Below are 22,593 nucleotides of genomic sequence, written 5' to 3' on the forward strand. Positions count from 1 at the left end.
CGTGTTTTTATTTAGTTATTTGCGTTGGTAATGATTTCTTGTTGTTCTTGGTTAAGCTCAATAGCCATTGCTCGCATGGGGGAGTTAAGTCGTTGACGCTGTTGCCACTCTGAGTCAATCCACACGTCTACTTGCTCAGCCTGCTGGGGCTGTTTACCCAAAATTAAATCAGCTGCTTTTTCCGCCACCATGATGGTAGGGGCGTTCAGATTGCCGTTAGGGATAGTGGGGAAAATGGAGGAATCCACCACTCTTAGTGACTCAATGCCACGTACTCGACACTGCTCATCAAGCACTGCCATGGGGTCATCTGCTGCGCCTATTTTGCAGCTACAAGAAGGGTGGTAGGCACTCTCTACATTCGCTTTTACCCAGCGGTCGATTTCTTCATCGCTACTGATTTCTACCCCAGGTTGAATTTCTTCTCCTCGATATTCATCCATGGCTGGTTGGTTGAGAATTTCTCGAGTTAACCGAATACAATCGCGCCAGTCTTGTTTATCTTGCTCGGTGCTGATGTAGTTAAACAGAATGCCTGGCTTGGCTTTGGGATCTGCTGATTTAATCCAGATCCGACCGCGGCTTTCTGGTTTGTTTGGTCCGACATGAACCTGAAAACCATGGCCATCAATGGCTTTACCACCGTCATAACGCATGGCAGCAGGCAGGAAGTGATATTGGATATTGGGCCATTTCAGCCCTTCACGAGAGCGAATAAAGGCACAGGACTCAAAGTGGTTGGTGGCTCCTAAGCCATCTTTAAACAGAATCCAGCGGGTGCCAATCACTCCTTTGCTGAATAGGTCCAGCTTGCCATTCAGGGTAATAGGCTGCTTACAGTGATACTGGAAATACACTTCCAAATGGTCTTGCAGGTTTTCACCTACGCCTGGTAAGTCTTTTACAATTTCTACACCGGCATCTTGCAACACCTTGGCAGGGCCAATACCTGATAGTTGCAGTAGCTGTGGTGAGCCTATAGAGCCGGCTGAGAGAACAACCTCTTGACTAGCCTGTACTTCAACCAGCTCACCATTTAATTCGTATTTAACCCCGGTGGCTCGTTTGCCTTCTAACACAACCTTGTGAACAGTGACGTTGCTGATCAAGGTGAGATTGCTGCGTTTTAAGGCGCGGCGTAGGTAGGCATTAGATGTAGAAGCGCGCACACCGTTATCGACTGTCATGTGCATGGGGCCAAAGCCTTCTTGGCGATAACCATTGTAGTCATCAGTGGTGGGGTAGCCTGCCTGTTCACCAGCATCAATAAAAGCCTGATACAGGGGGTTGAGTTTCATGTCATTGCCATTACACGTGGCTAATGGGCCGTCACCACCTCGGTAAGAATCACCACCTTTGTACCAGCTTTCGGCTTTTTTAAAGTAGGGCAGACAATGTTGATATCCCCAGCCTTTGGCTCCTTGTGCTTCCCATTCATCAAAGTCACAGGCATGGCCGCGTACATACACCATGCCATTAATTGAAGAGCTGCCACCCAGTACCTTGCCCCTTGGGCAGTGCATAGAGCGGTTATCCAAATATGGCTCCCGTTCTGTGTGGAATTGCCAGGCGTACTTTTCAGTATTCATGGGGTAAGAGAGGGCGGTGGGCATTTGAATAAAAATGCTTTTATCACTGCCACCGGCTTCCAGAATCAGAACCTTGTGGCGACCATCTTCAGTGAGTCGGTCTGCTAGTACACAGCCAGCAGAGCCCGCGCCTACTATGATGTAATCGTATTGGCTATCTTCATTCATGGTTTGCTTCCCTCCCTTAGCTGTATGGGCACTCAAGATCACCCAGTTCCACAAACACGCTCTTGGTTTGGGTGTATTGGTTGAGGGTTTCGATGCCATTTTCACGACCAATACCAGACTGCTTGTAGCCGCCTACAGGCATTTCAGCAGGGGAGGCTCCCCAGGTATTGATCCAGCAAATGCCGGCTTGCAATTGGGCAGTTACGCGGTGAGCACGAGAAATATTGGTAGAGAACACACCGGCGGCCAGGCCGTATTGAGTGTTGTTAGCCCGTTGAATGACGTCATCTTCATCGCTAAAACGAAGGATGGACATAACAGGACCGAAGATTTCGTCTTTGACGTGGGGCATTTCGTCAGTGCAGTCAGCAAATACGGTAGGTTTTACGAAGTTGCCTTGATCCAGGCCACTTTCGGTTGCTCGCTCACCACCACAGACTAACCGGGCACCACTGGCTTTGGCTGCTTCAATAAAGCCCAACACCTTTTCCATATGCTGGCTGGAGATTAGCGCACCAATTTGGGTGTTGATATCTGTGGGGTCGCCAATAACTAAGCGTTGAGTACGCTCTGCTACTTGGCTGACAAATTGGTCATAAATGCTGTCATGAACAAACACCCGAGTGCCGTTAGTACAGACTTCACCTTGGGTGTAGAAATTAGCGAGTAATGCACCAGATACTGCATTATTTAAATCGGCATCTGGAAAAACGATGAGGGGGGATTTACCTCCTAGCTCCATGGTGACTTCTTTTAGTGAGCCAGCGGCGTCTGCCATGACTTTTTTGCCTGTGCCGCACTCACCGGTAAACGACACTTTGGCAATTTCGGGGTGGCGGGAGAGTGCCTGACCTACCCGATAGTCACCCTGTACCACATTGAATACCCCATCAGGTAAGCCAGCTTCAGTGAAAATTTCAGCCAGTTTCATTGCACCTAAAGGGGTTTCTTCGGAGGGTTTGAAGATCATCGCATTACCGGCTGCTAGGGCTGGGCCAGCCTTCCACATAGCGATTTGAATAGGGTAATTCCAAGCACCGATACCAGCACAGATGCCTAATGGCTCGCGTCGACTATAAAAGAAGTTGGTGCCACCTAAGTCTTGCTGCTGGCCGTGAATAGTCGCTGCCAGGCCAGCGTAATACTCAATCACATCGGCACCTGTAGCGATATCAACGCAGATAGCTTCTTGCAGTGGCTTGCCGGTGTCTTGTACTTCGATCATGGCAAGTTCATCGTTACGTTCTCGCAAGATCGCGACAGCTTTCATTAAAATCCGCCCACGTTCGGCACCACTCATTGCAGACCACACTTTAAAGCCTTCTTTGGCAGCTGCTACAGCGCTATCGACATCGGCTAATGAGGCCTGTTGTACCTCAGCTAATAACTCACCTGTTGCGGGGTTGCGGGTAACAAAGGTTTCTCCTGAAGTGGCATCTTGATAGCGACCATTGATGTACAGTGAGTGTTGCATAGAACTTTATCCTGATAATTCTGTTTTAAGTATTCAGTGATGCAGCATTGATTGGTTATGCAGGCTTGGTAGTAAAGGCAGTGTTATGAAGTAGATGAGATGCTGTATTAGCCAAGCCTGATGTTTGATTTTTATACGGCTTAATTTAATTATTTGTTCAATTAAAAATAATTCTGACTGTTTTTTATTCAGAAGTCAAGGGCGGTGGGACAAAATGTTGCTTTTAGACCCTGATATTTGATTTCAAAGAAACCTTAGCAATGATTGCTGTGGATAAAGATGATCGGTTGGCACTATTAATATGTGGTGGATATGTCGTGTTCAGATAAATAGCTTGTAGTAACTGTCGTAAATGAACTTTATTTATGGCGTGAATAAATAAGTTAACTAAAATACACAATAAACTATTGAAACTATTTGAAAAGAGGTTAAATTAAGAAGGCAGATTTTCTGGGTGGATTTACATAGATCACTCTAAACAAATTATTTCACTGAGTAGTCTGGAGCCTGATATTAGGCATATAAAACAGGAAATTTAAGTTATATCGATTGAGTAAGTATCAACATTTTTTAATCAATAAAATTTTGGTGTGTATACCCTTTGATAAGGGTATATTTAATCCCCCATAACCACTTGGTTTTTTCCATTTTCCTTGGCTTTATATAAAGCTGCATCAGCAACATCAATCAGTTTGGTTATGGTATTGACTGTTTTACTGGTTACCCCAAGCCCAATACTGACAGTGACATTAAAACTGCAAAAGGTTAAGTTTTCAATTTTTTTTCTAATACGGTCACCCACTTGATAGGCATCTTTCATAGTGGTGTTAGGCATAATGATGGCGAGTTCTTCACCACCGTAGCGAGCGGCTAAATCCATCTCTCTTATAGAGTCATTGATGGTATCGCCAATTTTACTTAACACTTCATCACCTTTTTGGTGACCATAGGTATCATTGACGCTTTTAAAGTCATCGATGTCTATCATTAATAAACACAACATTGAGTTGTTTCGTCTGGCCTCACCAAGTTCTTTTTTAAGTACTACATTGAATACTTCTCGTAAATATAAGCTGGTTAACTCATCTTTCGTTGTTGCTTGAGCAGCATAGTTAATTTTATCTTCTTCAATTATTTTAGGTTCAATTAACGTGCACTTAATATTGGCAAGATAGTCTAGCGAGGCTACTGATACCCCTACATATCTACCCAGGGTATGATTTAACTTTTGCATATGATCGATTATTTCATACCAAAGGGCTTTGGCTTCATTTTCAGGAAAGGACTCATGGGTGAGGGACATTAGAATGTTAGAATAAAGGTGGTTTTTATATTTCTCTTCATAGCACTTATGCATTTTTTTATCATTAGCAATAAATTCAAGCTCGGCTAATGATAGCGTGTTTTCATCAACCTCTATAATATCTTCCAACTGCTGTTCACTATCGTCTAGAGGGCTGATTGCATTGTTATTGCTATCGTTATGATTATTAGTATGTTTTATACTGCTGCCCTTGCCGATATTATAGTCTTTACTACCTTGAGCCACTTTTTACACCAATCCTAGTTTTTAAGTTTGCTTGTAAATCCAGGGTTTAATTATATCTGAAACTTTGATTTTAAATGAATGATTGGCCGCATTTTTCGTGCCTTTAATAACAATATACTTTGAATTGAGTATTGATTAACACTATAGTTTCCAGCATTCAAAACTATCTAATAAATAACCTAAATACGGAACAGTGTTGTTTGAGATAGGTTTAACAGCTTGAGCTGGTTTTGCTGCTCCTTTTATTTTAGCTCTTTTTGTTTCATACATAGGTTGCAAGTTATCTATAAGTGACCTTATATTGATGCTAAGTTTGTATAGCCGTCACTATAGTAGCCTTTCTTTCTGGAGTAGTTGCTAAGATAAAATTGTAGCGAAGGTTAAACCTGGTTTAATTCAGTACAGACAAACAATAAAAAACTATAACTATTAATGGTTTTATTTCAGTTTTAACTTTATTAATTTTGAATTATCTAGCCTACTTTGATAGATATCCTATGTGTGCAGGAGGCTAGCTCATGACCACCTTTCGTCAACGTTGGGTCAGTGGCCCACTTTTGCGGCACTTGAAAGCAGTTTTGCCCCCCATTTCTGAAACTGAGCGTCAAGCATTGGAAGCTGGCGGTGTTTGGTGGGATTCAGAACTATTGTCTGGGAAGCCTGACTGGTCAGTGTTACATAGTATTGGTAAACCGAAGTTAACTGAAGAAGAACAGGCTTTTTTAGATGGCCCAGTTACTGAGCTTTGTAAAATGATAGATGACTGGGAGATTACCTTTGAACACCGTGATATTCCTGCGCCCATTTGGCAGTTTCTAAAAGAAAAGCGCTTTTTTGGCATGATAATTCCTAAGTGCTATGGCGGCTTGGAGTTTTCAGCTTATGCCCATTCTGAAGTGGTAACGCGAATTGCTACCTGTAGTACAACGGTTGCAGTAACAGTGATGGTGCCAAACTCGCTAGGGCCTGGTGAGCTGTTAATGGAGTTCGGAACAGATGAGCAGAAAGAGCACTATTTACCTCGCTTAGCCGATGGCCGTGACATTCCTTGTTTTGGCCTCACTAGCCCAGAAGCAGGATCAGATGCAGCAGCAATGATTGATAAGGGAGTGGTCTGTTATGAAGACTACAATGGTAAACGAACGTTAGGGATGCGAGTAAACTGGCATAAGCGGTATATTACCTTGGGCCCAGTTGCTACTTTATTAGGGTTGGCTTTTAAACTGTACGACCCAGACCACTTGCTTGGGGAGAAAGAAGAGCTGGGAATAACAGTGGCTTTAGTGCCTACCAATACTTCTGGAGTTGAAATTGGCGAACGCCATTATCCCGCGTTTCAAGCATTTCAAAATGGCCCTAACTGGGGGCGTGATGTGTTTATTCCTATGGACTGGATTATTGGAGGTCAAGAGCGAATTGGTGAAGGTTGGAAAATGCTAATGTCAGCCTTGGCTGCTGGCCGGAGTATTTCTTTGCCATCACTCAGTACTGGTGGTGCCAAACTCGCTGCACGTTCCACTGGTGCCTATGCGCGTATTCGTGAGCAATTTAATGTGCCAATTGGAATGTTTGAAGGTGTGCAACAGCGTCTAGCGCGAATAGCTGGCTATGCCTATATGTTAGATTCTGCCCGAAAAACCACTACTTGGGCGTTAGACCAAGGTAAAGTACCTGCCGTTATATCAGCAATATTAAAAGCACACTCTACAAACTGCTTACGAGAATCTATTAATGATGCGATGGATGTCCATGGAGGAAAATCGATTTGTGATGGGCCAAGTAATTACTTGGGTAATTTTTATCGATCAATTCCTGTTGCTATTACGGTTGAAGGTGCAAATATCCTTACATGCAGTTTGATTATTTTTGGGCAAGGCGCCATGCGCTGTCATCCTTATTTATTGGATGAACTGCATACTGCTGAAATTAAAGATGAAGCGGTTGCTTTAGAAAAATTTGATGCTTTAATTGCTAAGCATTTAATTTTTCAATTAAAAACATTTGGTCGTGCTTGGTTCCATGCCTGGACAGGTGGCTATTTTGCCAATAACCCTGATAAAGATGGTACATTGCGCAGGCACTATCAACAGGTTGAACGTTATGCCTCTGCACTGACATTAGTGAGTGAGGTTGCATTACTAACTCTTGGTGGTGAATTAAAGCGAAAAGAATTCCTTTCTGCCAGGTTAGGCGATGTACTCAGCCAGCTTTATTTGATTTCCTGTGTGTTGAAGCGCTTTGATGATGATGGCCGTCAACAAACCGATTTACCTCTAGTGGATTGGTGCGTACAAAATAGCTTATGGGTTATTGAACAGCGCTTGGCAGAGGTAATTGCGAATTTTCCATCACGGCCATTGGCTTGGCTAATGCGTTTTTATGTATTACCAAGAGGCGCTAGTCGTAAACCTCCATCAGATAAATTAACCCAGGCTTGTGCGGAACTGTTGTTATCGCCTTCAGATACTAGGCAGCGATTAACAGAAGGTGTTTTTGTGGGTGATGCAAATACTGGTGTCGGAAGGGTTGAGGCAGCATTTGAGCAGGTTATTAACACTCAACCATTACGGGATAAAATCAAAGCAAACCAATTGAAGACTATTGAACAAGCGGTTGCGCAAGGTATTATTACCGACCTTGAAGCACAACGGCTAAAAGCAGCAGAACAGGCTGTTACTAAAGCAATAGAGGTCGACTATTTTACTGCTAGCTATTTAAGCCAGTTAAAAACCAGGCCAGGTAGACACGCAGGTGTGAAGAACAAGCACAAACACTAGTCATAGTATGATTATTCGGCTTTTGTGGTGTGAAAAGCACGAAACCGTAATGCCTGAAAATATGAGTGCATACCACAAAAGCCGGCTTGTGCTAATAGTTCTATGCAACAAATGATAGCCGGGAATAAGCTTAACAATTCTTTCATCATAGTTTTGTGAACCTTCACCTTGAAAATGACTCATTTGGCTTTTTTCCCTTTATTCTATGCGATGAGTATATCTACACAGCTTAAGCTTTATAACTCAAATAATTTTTAACAATAAAATGACTAAAACAACATATTACTTGGGTAGCTACCACTAGGGCAATGTTTTTGATAGCTACTAAATAACCAATACTTATCAACTAGCAAAGAAGGGTGAAATATTTCACCTGATGACAAGGTGCTAACAATGATAAATTTACAAACCAAAGAACTGACAGTGATAATCAAATGGAGCTATGAATAAACAATACTACAACTTACTAACAGAAGTGGGCACTGCAAAGCTGACAAATGCCACTTTAATGGGTGATACCCTTAAATTAACCACAATTAAAGTCGGTGATGGTGGAACTGAAGAGGGCAAAGAAACTTTCCCTAACGAATCAGCAACAGCCTTGGTGCGAGAACGCTGGTCTGGCAATATTACCAATCTATCCATTGACCCAGAAAATAAAAACTGGGTAGTGGCAGAGGCTGTAATACCTGTTGATGCAGGTGGTTTTTATATTACCGAGTTTGGTTTATATGATGGTCAAGGCGACTTAATTTGCATTGGTAAATATCCGAAAACCTATAAACCAAAAGTACAGCAAAACAGTGGCAGTGCCAGCAGCCTTTATTTAAAAGTGGTGCTGGAAGTGTCAAATGCTAAAAATATAGAACTTAAGATTGATCCAGCTATTGTATTGGCTTCGCGTGAGTATGTTGATAGGGTTTATAAGGAACAATTAGCCAACTTACCTTTTCCGCCTGAAATCGTAGGTGGTGATAATCGGCTTAAAGTTACTATTAAAAATAATGAAAATAAACTAGTGGTTCAAAAAGACCAAATCATTCGTTGGCGAGGCTGGAAGAACTTTAATACAGCTGACTATGATAAAAAAGAGCAAAGAACATTTAATTACGAACCAGCAAAAACTTATCACTTAAGATGGAGTCCTACTGACGCTTTTAAACTATATGATGTTGCTGACAACACTTACAATCCAAATAGCTTAGCAGAGCATGATCAAAAGTTTGATACGAGTTATGATGATGTGCTCATGGGTAAGCTTGAAAAAGGCGAGTTTTATCCAGCGATTATAGCGGCAAAGCGGGTTTATCGCCCACAAATTAATGGAAATGGCACACTATGGCTACCCTTTGGATATCGTGATCGTTCGTTTAGGATAATGATTACAATTCGAAGTAAAAACTCTAATGGAAATATTAAAGTTGATAATGTTGCAATAGGGCATCATGCATATTTTTTAATGGAAAATCATGGTGCAAAGAGTAAAACAACAGCCCGTAGTGATGATACTCCAAGCTTTGCAGTAACAAGTAACAATGCGCCAGGTGAAGTGTCTATAAGTACAGTTAGTGGTGACTTAGTAGGAAATGAACTATATTTGCAAAACCATCAAAGTGAATATTCAGTAAAAAACAATAATACAGATGAAGAGTTATTCTCAATGGGAATTAGAGAACTTACTCCTGAAGAGCTTAAGAAAGGTTTGCCATTAACATACACAAATATTGAAGTTGCAACTATTGTTTTTGAAGTATTTTAATTAAGAATTTTTATTGCTGTTTAACACCTTCTCCCTTTGCAAAGTGTCGCGAAAAGTGAGGAAATATCATGATCCAGCTTCCCCCTTTGAAAAAGGGGGACTGAGGGGGATTTCATAAAAAACTACTCAAAACACCTAATAAATCCCCTCTAACCCCCCTTTTTCAAAGAGGAGTTACAATCCTGCCTTTTCTTTCAGACAGTTTATACAATACCTTCACTCCAGCCCTCTCCCAGAGGAAGAGGGTGTTAAAGACTGCTAAAAAACTACTGCCAAGACCAAGTCATATCATGATCTGATGTGATCATTGCTTGCCAGCTGTCTGGGTTATAAGTAAGGGATAAATTAAAGTTAGCTAAATTCCGTAAATAGTTGCCATTCCACTGCCAGCGTTGTGCACGAGTATTGTTGCAACGTTCAATTACTAACTTACCACCTTCGTTTAACTTCGCTGCTGCACACATATTGGTTGCGTGGGCTGGATGTAGTCGACCATAGCGGTCTTGCCACCATTTTTGGTTATTACCTGAATGACAGTCCCAAGCCAGAACGTTTGTACCATCAGTCGTGCCATTGTCAGCAACATCTAAACATAAACCATCATCAGATACTATTTGACGCCACTCGTCGCTAGGTGTACTACTGCCACCAGAGGCGCGAGAAAACAACTCATTAACTACAGAAGTTAATGGCTGGCCATAACGAGATGACTGCTTGGCTTTGCTCTTCCAGTTAGCAGGAACAGATTGACCTGCACTCCACTTACCTGATCCATCTTGCCAAGATTTAGCCATGGCTTTTGGTGTTGGCGTCCAGAGGAAATCAGGATGACGACTACTATACCACTCACCACCTAAGATTTTTCCTTGGTTATTTAACTCTAAATCATAGTAATAACTGACTTTAGTAATACCATCATACTGAGGGCTATCGGTACGTCGATGGGATGGATTCGTTTCAACAACATAAGACACATCCATTCTTACCCCAACAATATGAGTAGATTGACTACCACGATAGCTACTAAACTTATCATTGGTATAGTTTGATAGAGGGATAGTGGCAGCTTTGGCAGATGAATAACTAGCGTTAGTTTGTGGATTAAAGTAGGTAACTTTATAAGACTGGATCGGTTGGTTCCACACTTGATAATCATAGGTGGCATCCATAATTAAGCTACGACCAGAGATGCCTATCTGATTCACCACAGACATATGCCAGGTGCCGGGGTTTGTATCAAAACATACATTATTAATTATCCGGCCATTAGCATCTCGCTGAGGGTTTTTAATATTACAGCGGCTGCCAATAAAGCGAGTATTGAACCGGGCATTAGCCCACAGTAAAGTAGCCAACGCTTTTATATCGGATGGATAGAAGGTAAGATTTTCACCATTGGCATCTTTTACTGTTAAGGTTTTTGTTGGGCGTGGCAGCATATAAGCCGCTGGTGCCCAGCCATGACATAACCCCATCCAACGTTCTACCTTGCCACTGCGCTCATAATAGCCTTTACCGCTATTCCAGGCATTTTGAGTAAGGGTATAGTTGGAATCACCCATTAAAAGGTCATATTTTTCTGCTGGGGATAAATTATCTCGAGCTTGGCCAGTGTAAGAAGCAACAGGTTTAGTTACATAACTAAAATTCCAGTAGTCTTTCCAGCTAGATGGTGATGAACGCCATAAGTCACTATCTGCATAACGCCAGGCGGCTGCACCTGAATAAAGTGGCCAATAAGTATCTGACCAAGGTTGTACTTCTAATGAGCGCTGTTTAGGTGCTTTTTTATCGAGTGTATATAAGTTGCTAATGACATTATTGCCTAAGTCAACTAACCGGGCAGGGTTGTCATTGTTATAATTTATAGGTGCTCTTGGGATATCTAAATTAGTATTTTCTCCTTGAATGATTTTTTGTCGAGTTTGATCTTTATATTGAATGTAATCTCTGTTAGTGATAGCGTTTTCAGAAAATAATGTGGCAGAATATCCTGTTTTCGGTGGCAGTTTGTCCATTACGGCTGCAGGGTTCTGGTGAAACTCCTCCATATAGGTTTTTATTTCTTCATTTACATCTGCAAATGACCAGGTAGAGCACATCGCCAATGTTAAAGCTGCCAAGGGTAGCGGTTTGTTAATCATTAATATTCCCTTACTTTTTTATTTTATTTAAGTCTATTTAAAACGACTGATAATCTTAGTGAGTAAAGATTACATTTTTATATTTACACATTGATAAAAATAGATAAACATTAAACTGCTAGAAAATTATTTAATATTCCTGGTTAGCATGGTAAGGAGTCGTCTCAAGCAGAAAGAGTAGAGCTTTATATTATAGTAGTATGGAAGTATAAACTTACTTTAAGCAAGGCTTAAAGTAACTATAAAAAATCATTTTTAACGATTCTCTAACGATGTGTTGACGATAGGAGGGATTGGGCAACCGATTAAAATAGCAATAGCTCTCAATATTTGTGCCTCTTTTAAGGTGACCTTTTGATTGAACTCAATGCAATAGCAGCAAATGTTTATAAATTGCTGCTTAAGCTCTGGTGTTAGGTTTGCACAACATTCTAGTGCTCTGTAAAGTTTTTGGAAGGAAAGTTGGGATGGTAGCTGGTCTTGATTAATATTTAGTTTTAGCATCGCTGTTGCAAAGCAGTGTTGTTGTTGCTCAGCAGGCATACCCGAGACACGACAAATAATGCCAATTACTTGAGGGATTTCATAGGTTAAACTACTAAACTGCTTTATTTCTTTAGATAACTTGCCTGCACGATGAGTTTCTGCCCACTTATTAAAATAATGCTTTATAATAGCAGCAACAGCCCACTCAAATAATGAAATTTTCTTATCCACTTGAATGAGCGGCAGTATGCTTTTTTCTAACTTGGTACGTTGTACCAAACTTCCTTGTTTTAATGTGGGCATAGCTATTTCAACTAATGCTAATGGGTCTGGTATTGCCGCTATTTGGATTTGGTTTGCAAACTGCTCTACTTTTACGGCTGTATCCGTATTAGGGTAATGTTGAGACAGTAGCTGTAATTGTTGTAATTGCAGATCATCTTCCTTAGCAAAAACTAAGGCCATAATGTACAGCGGAGCATCAGTGGGTGAATGAAGTCCCTTGTTGATAGCAATGGGTAAGGTTTTTAACAACTGCTGAGCATATTGAATATGTTCAGGTTCGGGTTGGCCAATATGATTAATCGCTTGTTCTAGTTGATGGTGAGTCACTGCAGCAACAGAAGAAGTAAAACCCATGACTGCTGCGGTATTATTTAATTGCTCTTGGGCAGAGGTTGTTTGCTCAGGTTTATCTTCGAGCTCTGCTATATTTAATGGGGGTAAAAACCTGCCATCCCAGCTGGGTTGTAATTTTCTAATTCGCTTCTCCAGTGGTGGGTGAGAAGCAAACAAACTTGCAAAAAAACCTGTTGAGCTGCTACCAAACATCATATGACTGACTTCGCTGGCATTAGCTGACTCCAGGTTAGTGCCTACAGAGGCGCCGCCTATTCGCCTTAGTGCATTGCTGATACCATCTGGGTTGCGAGTGTATTGCAGGGCAGAGGCATCTGCTAAATATTCACGGGTTCGACTGATGGTGGATCGGATCCAACTGGCGAAAAAAGTGCCAATAGAGCCTGCAATAACAAATGCTAGCCCAAGGAGAAAGGTTCTACCTTCTCTGCTACGGCCACTATGGCCACCTCGTAATATAATTTCACCTAAATGGGCAATCATCGTAATACCGAATACAATCCCAATTAGTCTGATATTGATTCGCATATCTCCATGAATGATATGACTGAATTCATGTGCAATAACGCCTTCAAGTTCATCACGGGTTAATCTTTCACTGCAGCCTCGAGTAACGCCAATCACAGCATCCTCCAGCTGAAAACCTGCAGCAAAGGCATTAATAGCCAGCTCAGAGTTTAAAATATAAACATCAGGAACAGTGGTGCCTGAGGCAATAGCCATTTCTTCGACAACATTTAGTAAACGTTTTTCATAGAAATTGGTGGTATTTACATTAACTTTTCTACCACCTAAAGCTGAAGCAACTGTATATCCTCCAGAAGATAATTTATAAGTTTTAAATAGGCTGCCACATAGAACAGCAAATGCAACACCAGCTAAACAAGCAAAAAAGAAAGGTATATTGACCCAGTCAATTTGTAGATAGGCTTTTTCTGTGGAAGGAACAGCACCACTTTGAAAGTAGTAGAAAAAAAACAAAAGAGGAAAGTAAAGTATTAGGCTGATGCCAATAACACTAACTATAAGTAATAGTACTAGTATTTTTGTTTTTCTTTTGGCAGTTCTTTGCCACTCAAAGAAATTCATAAAATTATAAGATATTTAATAGGTTTATTTACCTTTTATGGAAAGAGTTAAAAAGATACCTTCGGTACTTGCTGAATTTGTGCTGAATCGGCAAATTCAAGCAAGCCAATATCCTGAGTGTGGCCAAACATATTGGCAAGTACATTGGGTGGAAATGACTGTCGAAAGTTATTGTAGTCAGTGACTGCGTCATTATAAAATTGTCTGGCTCTAGACACTTTATTTTCTGTGCTGGTTAATTCCTCTGAAAGCTGCATCATATTTTGGCTGGCTTTCAGGTCCGGATAATTTTCCATCACAACATTAAGCTGTCCAAGCGCACCTGTTAGAGATTGCTCAGCTTGACTAAATTTTCTTACATCATCTGGGGTTAAGTGTTGGGCTAGATCCTGTAATAAATTTGCTGCTGCATTCCTGGCAGATATGACTTTTTCTAAGGTCTCTTGTTCATGTTTCATGTAGCCTTTGGCAGTTTCAACTAAGTTTGGGATCAAATCATGCCGCCTTTTTAATTGTACTTCGATTTGAGCAAAGGCATTTTTAAAAGTATTCCGCTTTTTCACCAAATTATTGTAGATACTAATTACATAAAAGGCTGCACCGATTAAGATAGCAAGGGTGATGATTGTGGGGATAGACATGGTGTTTGTTCTCCCTATGTGACACTTACACTTAGTATTCTAGACATTATAGTTAGTGTATATACTCTTCGCTTTGATATAGCATGCTACTACTGAGAATTTAATGAGGCCAATAATAGACCATCCTCCTTGGATAACTGAATCTGATGCTTTAAAGGTGCAATATCAGTTAGCAGCCAAGGTAATAACAGAAGATGACTTTAGTAAAATTCACTATGTTGCAGGAGTAGATGTTGCGTATGAAAAGCACAGCAATCAGCTAATTGCTGCTGTAGTTGTATTAAATGCAACAAGCACCCTTCAAATAGTTGAAACGGCTACAGCCACAGGTAGGGCTCAGTTTCCTTATATTCCTGGATTATTTTCATTTAGAGAGTTACCGCCATTAGTCAAGGCTTTAGAGCAGTTATCAACAGAGCCTGATTTAATCATATGTGATGGTCAAGGAATTGCACATCCTCGTCGATTCGGTTTGGCTTGCCACTTAGGGATTTTGTATAACATACCAACCATTGGTTGTGGAAAAACTCGACTAATAGGTGAAGCTGGAACAATAGCGCCGACTAGGGGAAGTTTTACAGAACTAATCGATAATGAAGAAGTCATTGGTTGTGTATTACGGACACAAAGCGATGTAAAGCCAATTTATGTTTCTATTGGTCATCGTGTATGCTTAGCAACTGCTTGTGAATGGGTATTAAAACTATCTCCAAAATACCGGTTACCAGAGACAACAAGACAGGCAGACCAGCTAGTAAATCAATTAATGAAAAAGGCAAACAATGGCTAAACCAGAAATATATGTAAGCACTGACATAGAAGCGGATGGACCAATTCCTGGGCCTCACTCTATGTTAAGCTTTGCTTCTGCTGCTTATACAGCAGATAAGAAACTGATTAAAACATTCTCTGCAAACTTAGAAACATTACCTGAGGCAGCTGCACACCCTAATACCAAGGCTTGGTGGGATAAGAACCCTGAAGCTTGGGCTGCCTGTCGGGAAAACTGTCAATCACCAGATGTTGCAATGAAAAACTATGTAGAGTGGCTAAAAGCGCTGCCTGGTACACCAGTGTTTGTTGGCTATCCTGCAACTTACGACTTTATGTTTATTTACTGGTATTTAATTCGTTTTGCTGGCGAAAGTCCATTTTCTCACTCCGGTTTGGATATTAAAACCTATGCGATGGCTGTATTAAAAACGAATTATCGTGAATCCACTAAAAAAAATATGCCTAAACGCTGGTTTGATAAGCTTCCACATACGCATGTTGCCTTAGACGATGCTATTGAACAAGGAGCACTTTTTTGTAATATAATGCGTGAGGCGGATAAAACATATTAGAGCCGGAATAGTATTGGTCTACTATCTTGTGATGGTAGACTCAGAGTGAAGATTATTTTTAGTCGAGAATAATATATATTAGGTATAAGTTGTTGCTATGATTGCTTGTGAATACTAAGTTTTTCCACATTTCTTACTCCCTCTTTGTCTATGGCGATTTTAAATGCTACGTTACTTTTGGTTTTTTCGCATTTTTTTATTTCTGCAATTAAGTAGATGTTGTATAGTCTTCTTGTTGATAGTGCTACTACTTCATTATTTTTAGTAAAGGAAGGTATTTCTTTATAGGCTTCATCAAGGTTTTCTAAATATCTTCCCATATTGATTCTAATGATATTCTGAAGCTCATAGCCAGTATTCTGAACTTCATTTTGTAGGTTTATTGTATATAAATACCTGAAATGAATAATATCCTCTGGCTGATATTTGTCAATTTTACTTCCCAGTTCGTTGTATCTTAGTTGATGAACTGAGGTTGGAAGTGTAGAAGAGTCGGTTAGATGAAACCATTCTTTTATAAAGCCAATTTTATTATTTTGAATATCTAATGCTATATTTCTATCTGGGAAATAGTTAGATAAACAATTACTGATAACTAGCTTAATTCTATCTTTAAGCCGATCTCTAATCGCATAACCAATAATGGCTAGAGCCATTAGGTATAATCCGCCTCTACTTACAGCTTCCCAGTTTGATGCTGCAACTCTTTCAACAGTAAATCCGCAGATAGCTGCTAGAATTGCAGAAAATACAGCAATAGGTTCTTTAAGTTTTTTAATGGCAATTTTGTTATTCTTTGTGTCAACAAACATTTCAGATTGAAAGTATTTTTTGAGTTTGCTGATCTTGACTAAATAGTCTTCAGCTTCTTTCTCATTCGCTAAGTCAGTATTTAGTTGAGCTTGCTTTGAATAGCTTGACTCCTCATAAGCTAAGTTTTTTAATAAACTATCGATCCGGGCTATATCTGTGTCGATATGTAAGTTGCTTTTATTTATATAGGTTTTTATTGAGTAAATATAGCGGACATTAACGTAGTTTAAGAAAGTTGCGAAGTTTGATCGATGTTCGGAGCTTGGTAGAGACAAGCATGTTCCCCAAATTTTTTTATTTACTTCTGTAATCTGCTTAATATCATTAGTTAGTTGAAGAATATTTTTTGATCTGATTTCTGGGTTGGTTTCTTGGGTTAAGCGATTAATGGTTTTGGTATGTGTTTTTGTTTTCTTTTTTATAATATCCCACCAATAGGCCCCCAGCTTTCGGATAACTTTTAAATCATATTTTTGGTTTTGAATCGCAGTATTGAGAAAAGAATTCTGGTCTGAAATTTGGCTTTTTAGTGATTTAGAAGATAGAGCCAGTCGAACCCGGCTACTGATATATGAATAAGCTTCTTCTTTGTTCAGATTGCTTATACCCAATGTGCGTGGGGCTATAAAATAGAAGGCAACATCTGATACTTCCTTTTTTGTTTTGGGTATCAGTAATGACTTTATTTCAAGGTTATGGGTATCGTGTTTGGATACAGAAATTTTATGCTTCATTTTGCTATAGAGTACTTTCCTCCTAATTATACTTTTCTATGGGAGATACTCATCTATTGAGTATGACCAATGTAAGCCCATATTTTAGGCGCACTAATATAAGAATAGAAAATGCAATATAGAATTCAAGAAAGAGTCGTTTGATGTACACATAATGTGGAGCAGGTAGCCTATATCCTTCGCTTTGGCGAGTATAAAAAAAGACCCAGTAGGGTCTTTTTTTATACTAAAGGTCTCTTAAAACTAACTGTCGTCCTCTGGGCTGGGTAGCATTTGTTGTGGCCACTCTTTTATATGTATATCTTGTTGAGGGAAGGCAATTTCAATATTATGCTTTGCAAATAGCTGATTGATTGTTCTGTTTAGCTGATCTATAACGGGTAGTCGGTCTCTTAGCTCTTGAACATGAATGCGTAGCTCATGATTTAAAGTGCTGTCACCAAAAGCTAGGAAAAACACATCAGGTGCAGGGTCATGTAGCACTTTGGGGTGTTCATGAGCTGCTTTTAACAGTAGCTTGCGGGTTAAGTCTAAATCCGAACCGTAGGCAACACCGACATTGATAATGACCCGAGTAATGGGGTTAGACAATGACCAGTTGATCAGCTGGTCTGTAACAAATACTTTATTGGGAATAATGATTTCTTTATTATCCCAGTCAGTGATTGTAGTAGCTCGAATTCTAATTCGAGAAACAACACCGTGTTGATCACCAATGGTTACAGTATCACCAATACGAACGGGGCGTTCAAACAAGATAATTAAGCCCGAAATAAAGTTAGCAAAAATCTCCTGTAAGCCGAAGCCTAAACCTACACCGAGTGCTGCAACTAGCCATTGTAATTTGCTCCACTCCAGTCCCAAGGTGGATAGCGCCATAATAATACCAAAACCTGAAATCAGATAGCGCACCATTGTGGTTAATGCATAAGCGCTTCCCTGGCGAAGTCTGAGTTTTGACAGAATGGCAATTTCCAGCAAACCAGGTAGGTTACGACTTAGAACCATGGCAATGCCAAAGATAAGCAGTGACAGCAAAAAATCTTTTAGCTTGATGGGAACGAGTTCAGTCCCAGTATCTGTTGTGGATTTGTATTCCCAAAGAGTAAAGGTGTTTAAGTATTCGAAAACAGGTAATAAGCTCGACCAGATAAGATAAAAGATACCTACAAGCATGGCGAGCATAGCAGCATTAATTAGCCGAGTAGACTGGCTGCTGATTGCTTCAATGTCTATTGTAGGCTCTTCAAATACATCCTGGCTTTGTTCGGCATCTCGGCTGGCAGCACGTTTTTCCAAAGCTCTCTGGAAAGCCAAACGGCGAGCGGCTACATGTAAATTACGAATAATTAACGCGTGAATAATAGTCCAGCCAAATACAACATAAAGGGAGGTGAGTACTAGGCCTTGTACTGTCAGTGCGGTATAGAAATATCCCATTAAAGTCAGTACAACCATTGCCAGTGGAGTCAATGCAAAGAAGTAACCAAACAGGTAATGGAGTAGTACTGATTTAAACAAAGTAAGTGGTGGTTGAATTAACCTGACCAGCGCCATGCTTAATAACAAAGAAGCAATCATAAAGGGAATCTGACCGATTACATCGCTATCCAGCGCTACCATTAAATGAGAAGAGGCTGCAGTAATAAATGCAAGTGGCACTAACCCTAATGCAAGTCGTCTTGTATGTTGATGAACATGCTGACTGACATTCGGCTTCCACTTAAAATGTTCGGTACTAATACCATCAGGTTTAGTAATTTCTTTTAGCCAAATTACACACAACGATGCTATCGCTGCAGCAATAAAGCCGTCGCTTAGTGTTTTACTGAGCGTACTGGTTTCACCACCATTCATAAAAAAGCCTAAAGCCAATAAGGCAAGTGGAATGGGCAGTGAATGCATAAAGCTAACTGCCAGCACTTTGGGTGTTACTGACAAGTTGTCTCGTTGTACCTTACCTACTTTTTCTGTTTGCCATGCTTGATAGTTAACCAGTGAATGGCGGCGAAAAATACAAAACAGAATAAGTGCCATAAACATCAAGGCAAGGGGCCAGCGAGCTTGCACATTTTGAATTAATGAGTTCCAAGGGTTACCTTTTAGCTTGCTCATTTGGTTACTAAAGTTGTCACTAAAGCTGCCAAACCAGTCGAGGTCCATTTGATCGTTACTGGCAATCCAGAATAATTGCTTCTGTAGCTTTACTGCTAATTCATGACGACTCTTTTCTAGAGACTTTTGATCACCTGCTAATTCAATTGCTTCTTTTAGTAGCTTGTCATGCTGGTTGATTAAGCTGTCTAGAAGCTCTTTTCTGGTATTAACCAGTTTGGTTACTTCATCGATAATTAATGCGTGCTCTTGTTTGGGGATATCTTCTGGCAGCTTTTTACTAAGCTTTTTGATGTATCTTTCTTTTAACTTTTTCTTCTCTCCTTCTAGCTGAAACTGCTCAAAGCGTAGGTTGGTAATAACTTCTGGCAAATCTTGGATAAACTCTGTTTTAGGTAGGTTTTGTTTTTGCTTACGAAGGAATTTGCCTAGGTTATGACTTCCTCCTAATAATGCTGTTTGCTGCTCAATATCCTGCTGTATTTTTTTAATGGTTTCCTGGTCACGCTTGATTTTAGAAACTTTTTTACTATAGACACCAATCTTTTCTGCAACCTGTGACAAAGCATTACTATGATCGAGGTTTTTAGCTGCTTCTTTTTGTACAATGGGGTGATTTTTAGTAATAGACTCGGTTACTTTAGTTGCAGACTCACGTACTTTATCGGCCTCTTCTTTGCGCTTATAAATAACCAGCGTTTCCATCGCTTTAACTTGCTTATCCATAAGGTTTATTTGGGCGCTAAGCAGTGCTTCTTGGGCTTGGAGCAGTTTTAAGCTTTTGCTACTGTTACGACCCTGAAGACGTAGTAAGCTGCTTTTCTGTTGTAGTAACTCAATATGGGCCAAGTTTTGTTGAGAGCGTTCTTCAGGAAAGCTATCGCTATCTTCGCCACTTTCGATATCACGAATGAGTACGTTTAGCTCTGCAATTTGGTCATTATTTTTTCTGATTTCTTCTTTGGTAGACTCAGGCAGCTTCTGAGTAATGGTGATCAAACTTTTAGTTCGATCGAGTTGACTTTGAAACTCTGCTAATTGTCCTTGTTTGTCGCTAATCGTTTCATCAAGGGCTCTGGAGTCCATGCCTTGGTATTTTTTTAATAATGCTTCATTTTCTGGAATGGTGATTTTGGTTGCTTCGGCTTCAACTTTCTTAAGTTTGGCCGGGATAGCTTTGTACTCGATGCGAAGTTCTTTATATTTCTTTTTGTATTTTTCGATATTGTTTAAATCATCAATTGTTTTTTCAATAATATCTCGAAGTAGCTCAGCTTCGTTTTCTTCGAGTTTTTTTTTCTCAATGCGCTTTAATGATTCGGTCAAAGCGCTGGTAGTGGGTAGCTTAATGTCTAAACCACTTTCGTCTCCTGCTGCATATAAATAGACAGGTTTTAAAAGCAACACCAATAATAAACCGACGGAAAAACATTTCACTATATGTTGTATAGATTGATATAACATAATTACCTAGCTATTCATCATTAACATTGTTAACATTCTGCTAATGTACTTCATGCTGTCGTAGTCTTTATACTAGCTCGCATTATGAGTAGTACTACCGCAACAGCTGTATGACCTCTTAAAAGCGATCCATTGTATGCTAGTTAAGAGACCTTGCTTATTGTTTTGGTTGCATTTTGCTAAGTAGTTCTATACGTAAAAGTCGTTAGCCAGAATATTTCATCGGATATCAAATATTCTGGGCAATCTAGCGAAGATGCTACTTATTTATTGGGTTCAGCACTAAAACAAGCTGAGTGGAGGCTCTTGTAAGGCAGCTAGCTGTTCTCGTAGTTCTAAAATATGATCAGCCCAATAGCGGGGAGTGTTAAACCAGGTAAAGCTATGAGGGAAGGCAGGGTCATCCCAGCGCTTAGCTAACCAAGCACTATAATGCATCAACCGTAGGGTACGAAATACCTCTATTAACCTTAACTCACTGGTATTAAAGGTATAAAACTCATTATAACCATCTATCAATTCTGATAGTTGTGCTGTCTGTTGATGGCGGTCTCCAGAGAGAAACATCCATAAGTCCTGAATGGCAGGAGCCATACGGCTATCGTCAAAATCAACAAAGTGAAACTGATCTCCTCGGGTTAAAATGTTACCTAAATGACAATCACCATGGATTCGAATAGTGGTCGGCTTAATTCCGCTTTGCCAAATAGCTTCTACCTGTTTGATGCAGTCTTCAGCCAGAGTTTGATAAGCTTTAATTAAGTCTGACGGGATAAAGTTACTCTCTAGTAAAAACTGGTAGCTGTTGATGGCATATTGTTCAATAGTGATTCCAGGGCGATGTTGAAAAGGTTTAACTGCCCCTACTTGGTGTATACGTCCTAACAATCTACCCAGTTGGAGCAGGGTATCTGCGTCATCACATTCTGGGGCATGGCCACCATAACGGGGGAATAGGGCAAATTGAAATCCTTGGTGTTCATGCAATGTACAGTTATCTAGTTTTACCGGTTGCACGGCGGGAAGCTCCACTTCAGCAAGCTCTGCAATGAAGTCATGTTCTTCAAGAATTTGTTCTTTACTCCAACGCCCTGGTCGATAAAACTTAGCAATTAATGGTGTTTCTTCTTCTATTCCTACCTGATAGACCCTGTTTTCATAGCTATTCAATGGGAAAATTCGGTTATCACTGAGATAGCCTAATGACTCTACAGCCTCGATGATAGTGTCGGGAGTTAAACTGTCATAAGGATGGCTCATGCTAACCTCTGTATACGATAAAAGATAATTCATATCCGTCGACAGTTTACCTATAAGCCAAACAGTCAACAGAACTTACTCTGTGTAAAGACTATATAAAGGGTGCCATAGAATGAGTAGGGCGGAAAGGGGAGCTGGCTAATATTTTTATATAGCCACTTAAAAGCCATTCGCTTTAGCTATAGGTAAATACTAATTTATTTCATTTTCTTAAGGGCATTAAGACAATTTATAGCTAAGATTTATAGTTAAGCGCGATTTGTAGTAGTTTGGAGTAGCGTTTAATGAAAAATAAGCTTGGCATCTGTATGGTTAGCTCTACTATTTAAACTACCTAAGATCTGTAGTGCTGAGGAGAGGGGGAAATAACACCATTTACTTTGGTTCAGTGTTGGCATTGAAAGACCAGCTAAGGGATGTAGAGCGAGGTATGAAGACTGGTTTAAATGCAGCTTTAAAAGGCAAACAGCCAGTGATTTTTGGCAAAATTAATTATCAGATGAAATGAAATACTTGCTAAAACAGTTGGTGTTATCTAACTACAGT

At 40.1% G+C, this 22,593-nt stretch carries 14 protein-coding genes; 5 read left to right on the forward strand and 9 right to left on the reverse strand.

Annotated elements, in window-relative coordinates:
- Nucleotides 1–11: 11 nt before the first annotated feature.
- From betA to ORQ98_RS14095, 3 genes are all read right to left on the reverse strand, one after another.
- Entirely contained in the window at nt 12–1,757 is a 1,746-nt protein-coding gene (betA, locus tag ORQ98_RS14085; RefSeq protein ID WP_274689533.1) for a choline dehydrogenase, read from the reverse strand.
- A 16-nt stretch (nt 1,758–1,773) separates the two neighbouring features.
- Nucleotides 1,774–3,231: a betaine-aldehyde dehydrogenase gene (gene betB / locus ORQ98_RS14090; RefSeq protein WP_274689449.1), complete on the reverse strand. Its 1,458-nt coding sequence runs from the start codon at nt 3,229–3,231 to the stop codon at nt 1,774–1,776.
- 616 nt (nt 3,232–3,847) lie between these two features.
- The gene (locus ORQ98_RS14095) at nt 3,848–4,780 is read right to left on the reverse strand and encodes a GGDEF domain-containing protein (protein WP_274689450.1); all 933 of its coding nucleotides are present in this window, start codon (nt 4,778–4,780) and stop codon (nt 3,848–3,850) included.
- Between the two features lie 518 nt (nt 4,781–5,298).
- Here ORQ98_RS14095 and ORQ98_RS14100 point away from each other — a divergent pair.
- Together ORQ98_RS14100 and ORQ98_RS14105 are read left to right on the forward strand one after the other, a co-directional pair.
- Nucleotides 5,299–7,557 carry an acyl-CoA dehydrogenase gene (locus ORQ98_RS14100; RefSeq protein WP_274689451.1) on the forward strand — a complete coding sequence of 753 codons (2,259 nt, stop codon included), beginning with the start codon at nt 5,299–5,301 and terminating at the stop codon, nt 7,555–7,557.
- Between the two features lie 442 nt (nt 7,558–7,999).
- On the forward strand, nt 8,000–9,316 hold the full coding sequence (locus tag ORQ98_RS14105; protein ID WP_274689452.1) for a phage tail protein: 1,317 nt from the start codon (nt 8,000–8,002) through the stop codon (nt 9,314–9,316).
- A gap of 266 nt (nt 9,317–9,582) precedes the next feature.
- Here ORQ98_RS14105 and ORQ98_RS14110 read toward each other — a convergent pair whose 3' ends face one another.
- The 3 genes from ORQ98_RS14110 to ORQ98_RS14120 form a co-directional block, all read right to left on the reverse strand.
- Nucleotides 9,583–11,460 (reverse strand): ricin-type beta-trefoil lectin domain protein, encoded by a 1,878-nt coding sequence (locus tag ORQ98_RS14110; protein ID WP_274689453.1) that lies wholly within the window; start codon nt 11,458–11,460, stop codon nt 9,583–9,585.
- A 255-nt stretch (nt 11,461–11,715) separates the two neighbouring features.
- The gene (locus ORQ98_RS14115) at nt 11,716–13,674 is read right to left on the reverse strand and encodes a M48 family metallopeptidase (protein WP_274689454.1); all 1,959 of its coding nucleotides are present in this window, start codon (nt 13,672–13,674) and stop codon (nt 11,716–11,718) included.
- Between the two features lie 47 nt (nt 13,675–13,721).
- On the reverse strand, nt 13,722–14,315 hold the full coding sequence (locus ORQ98_RS14120; RefSeq protein ID WP_274689455.1) for a LemA family protein: 594 nt from the start codon (nt 14,313–14,315) through the stop codon (nt 13,722–13,724).
- 103 nt (nt 14,316–14,418) lie between these two features.
- Here ORQ98_RS14120 and nfi point away from each other — a divergent pair, with 103 nt between their 5' ends.
- Together nfi and ORQ98_RS14130 are read left to right on the forward strand one after the other, a co-directional pair.
- On the forward strand, nt 14,419–15,105 hold the full coding sequence (gene nfi, locus ORQ98_RS14125) for a deoxyribonuclease V (RefSeq protein WP_274689456.1): 687 nt from the start codon (nt 14,419–14,421) through the stop codon (nt 15,103–15,105).
- Entirely contained in the window at nt 15,098–15,661 is a 564-nt protein-coding gene (locus tag ORQ98_RS14130) for a 3'-5' exonuclease family protein (RefSeq protein WP_274689457.1), read from the forward strand. Before nfi ends, ORQ98_RS14130 begins: the two co-directional genes overlap by 8 nt.
- A gap of 95 nt (nt 15,662–15,756) precedes the next feature.
- Here the strand turns inward: ORQ98_RS14130 and ORQ98_RS14135 are convergent, their stop codons facing one another.
- The 3 genes from ORQ98_RS14135 to ORQ98_RS14145 form a co-directional block, all read right to left on the reverse strand.
- Nucleotides 15,757–17,208, reverse strand: a complete 1,452-nt coding sequence (locus ORQ98_RS14135) for a hypothetical protein (RefSeq protein ID WP_274689458.1) — start codon at nt 17,206–17,208, stop codon at nt 15,757–15,759.
- Between the two features lie 243 nt (nt 17,209–17,451).
- Entirely contained in the window at nt 17,452–20,787 is a 3,336-nt protein-coding gene (mscK, locus tag ORQ98_RS14140; protein ID WP_274689459.1) for a mechanosensitive channel MscK, read from the reverse strand.
- A 282-nt stretch (nt 20,788–21,069) separates the two neighbouring features.
- Complete coding sequence (locus ORQ98_RS14145) at nt 21,070–22,080, reverse strand: serine/threonine protein kinase (protein ID WP_274689460.1); 1,011 nt, start codon at nt 22,078–22,080, stop codon at nt 21,070–21,072.
- 313 nt (nt 22,081–22,393) lie between these two features.
- Here ORQ98_RS14145 and ORQ98_RS14150 point away from each other — a divergent pair, with 313 nt between their 5' ends.
- A complete protein-coding gene (locus tag ORQ98_RS14150; RefSeq protein ID WP_274689461.1) occupies nt 22,394–22,555 on the forward strand; it encodes a hypothetical protein in 162 nt (53 codons plus the stop codon).
- Nucleotides 22,556–22,593 lie beyond the last annotated feature (38 nt).

It is taken from the genome of Spartinivicinus poritis (genome assembly GCF_028858535.1).
Classification (GTDB): Bacteria; Pseudomonadota; Gammaproteobacteria; order Pseudomonadales; family Zooshikellaceae; genus Spartinivicinus; species Spartinivicinus poritis.

Coding starts and splice junctions, on each gene's coding strand:
- mscK (WP_274689459.1), bottom strand. CDS start 20,787: ATGTTATATCAATCTATACAACATATAGTGAAATGTTTTTCCGTCGGT.
- ORQ98_RS14145 (WP_274689460.1), bottom strand. CDS start 22,080: ATGAATTATCTTTTATCGTATACAGAGGTTAGCATGAGCCATCCTTAT.
- ORQ98_RS14100 (WP_274689451.1), top strand. CDS start 5,299: ATGACCACCTTTCGTCAACGTTGGGTCAGTGGCCCACTTTTGCGGCAC.
- ORQ98_RS14135 (WP_274689458.1), bottom strand. CDS start 17,208: ATGAAGCATAAAATTTCTGTATCCAAACACGATACCCATAACCTTGAA.
- betB (WP_274689449.1), bottom strand. CDS start 3,231: ATGCAACACTCACTGTACATCAATGGTCGCTATCAAGATGCCACTTCA.
- ORQ98_RS14130 (WP_274689457.1), top strand. CDS start 15,098: ATGGCTAAACCAGAAATATATGTAAGCACTGACATAGAAGCGGATGGA.
- ORQ98_RS14105 (WP_274689452.1), top strand. CDS start 8,000: ATGAATAAACAATACTACAACTTACTAACAGAAGTGGGCACTGCAAAG.
- nfi (WP_274689456.1), top strand. CDS start 14,419: ATGAGGCCAATAATAGACCATCCTCCTTGGATAACTGAATCTGATGCT.
- ORQ98_RS14115 (WP_274689454.1), bottom strand. CDS start 13,674: ATGAATTTCTTTGAGTGGCAAAGAACTGCCAAAAGAAAAACAAAAATA.
- ORQ98_RS14120 (WP_274689455.1), bottom strand. CDS start 14,315: ATGTCTATCCCCACAATCATCACCCTTGCTATCTTAATCGGTGCAGCC.
- ORQ98_RS14110 (WP_274689453.1), bottom strand. CDS start 11,460: ATGATTAACAAACCGCTACCCTTGGCAGCTTTAACATTGGCGATGTGC.
- betA (WP_274689533.1), bottom strand. CDS start 1,757: ATGAATGAAGATAGCCAATACGATTACATCATAGTAGGCGCGGGCTCT.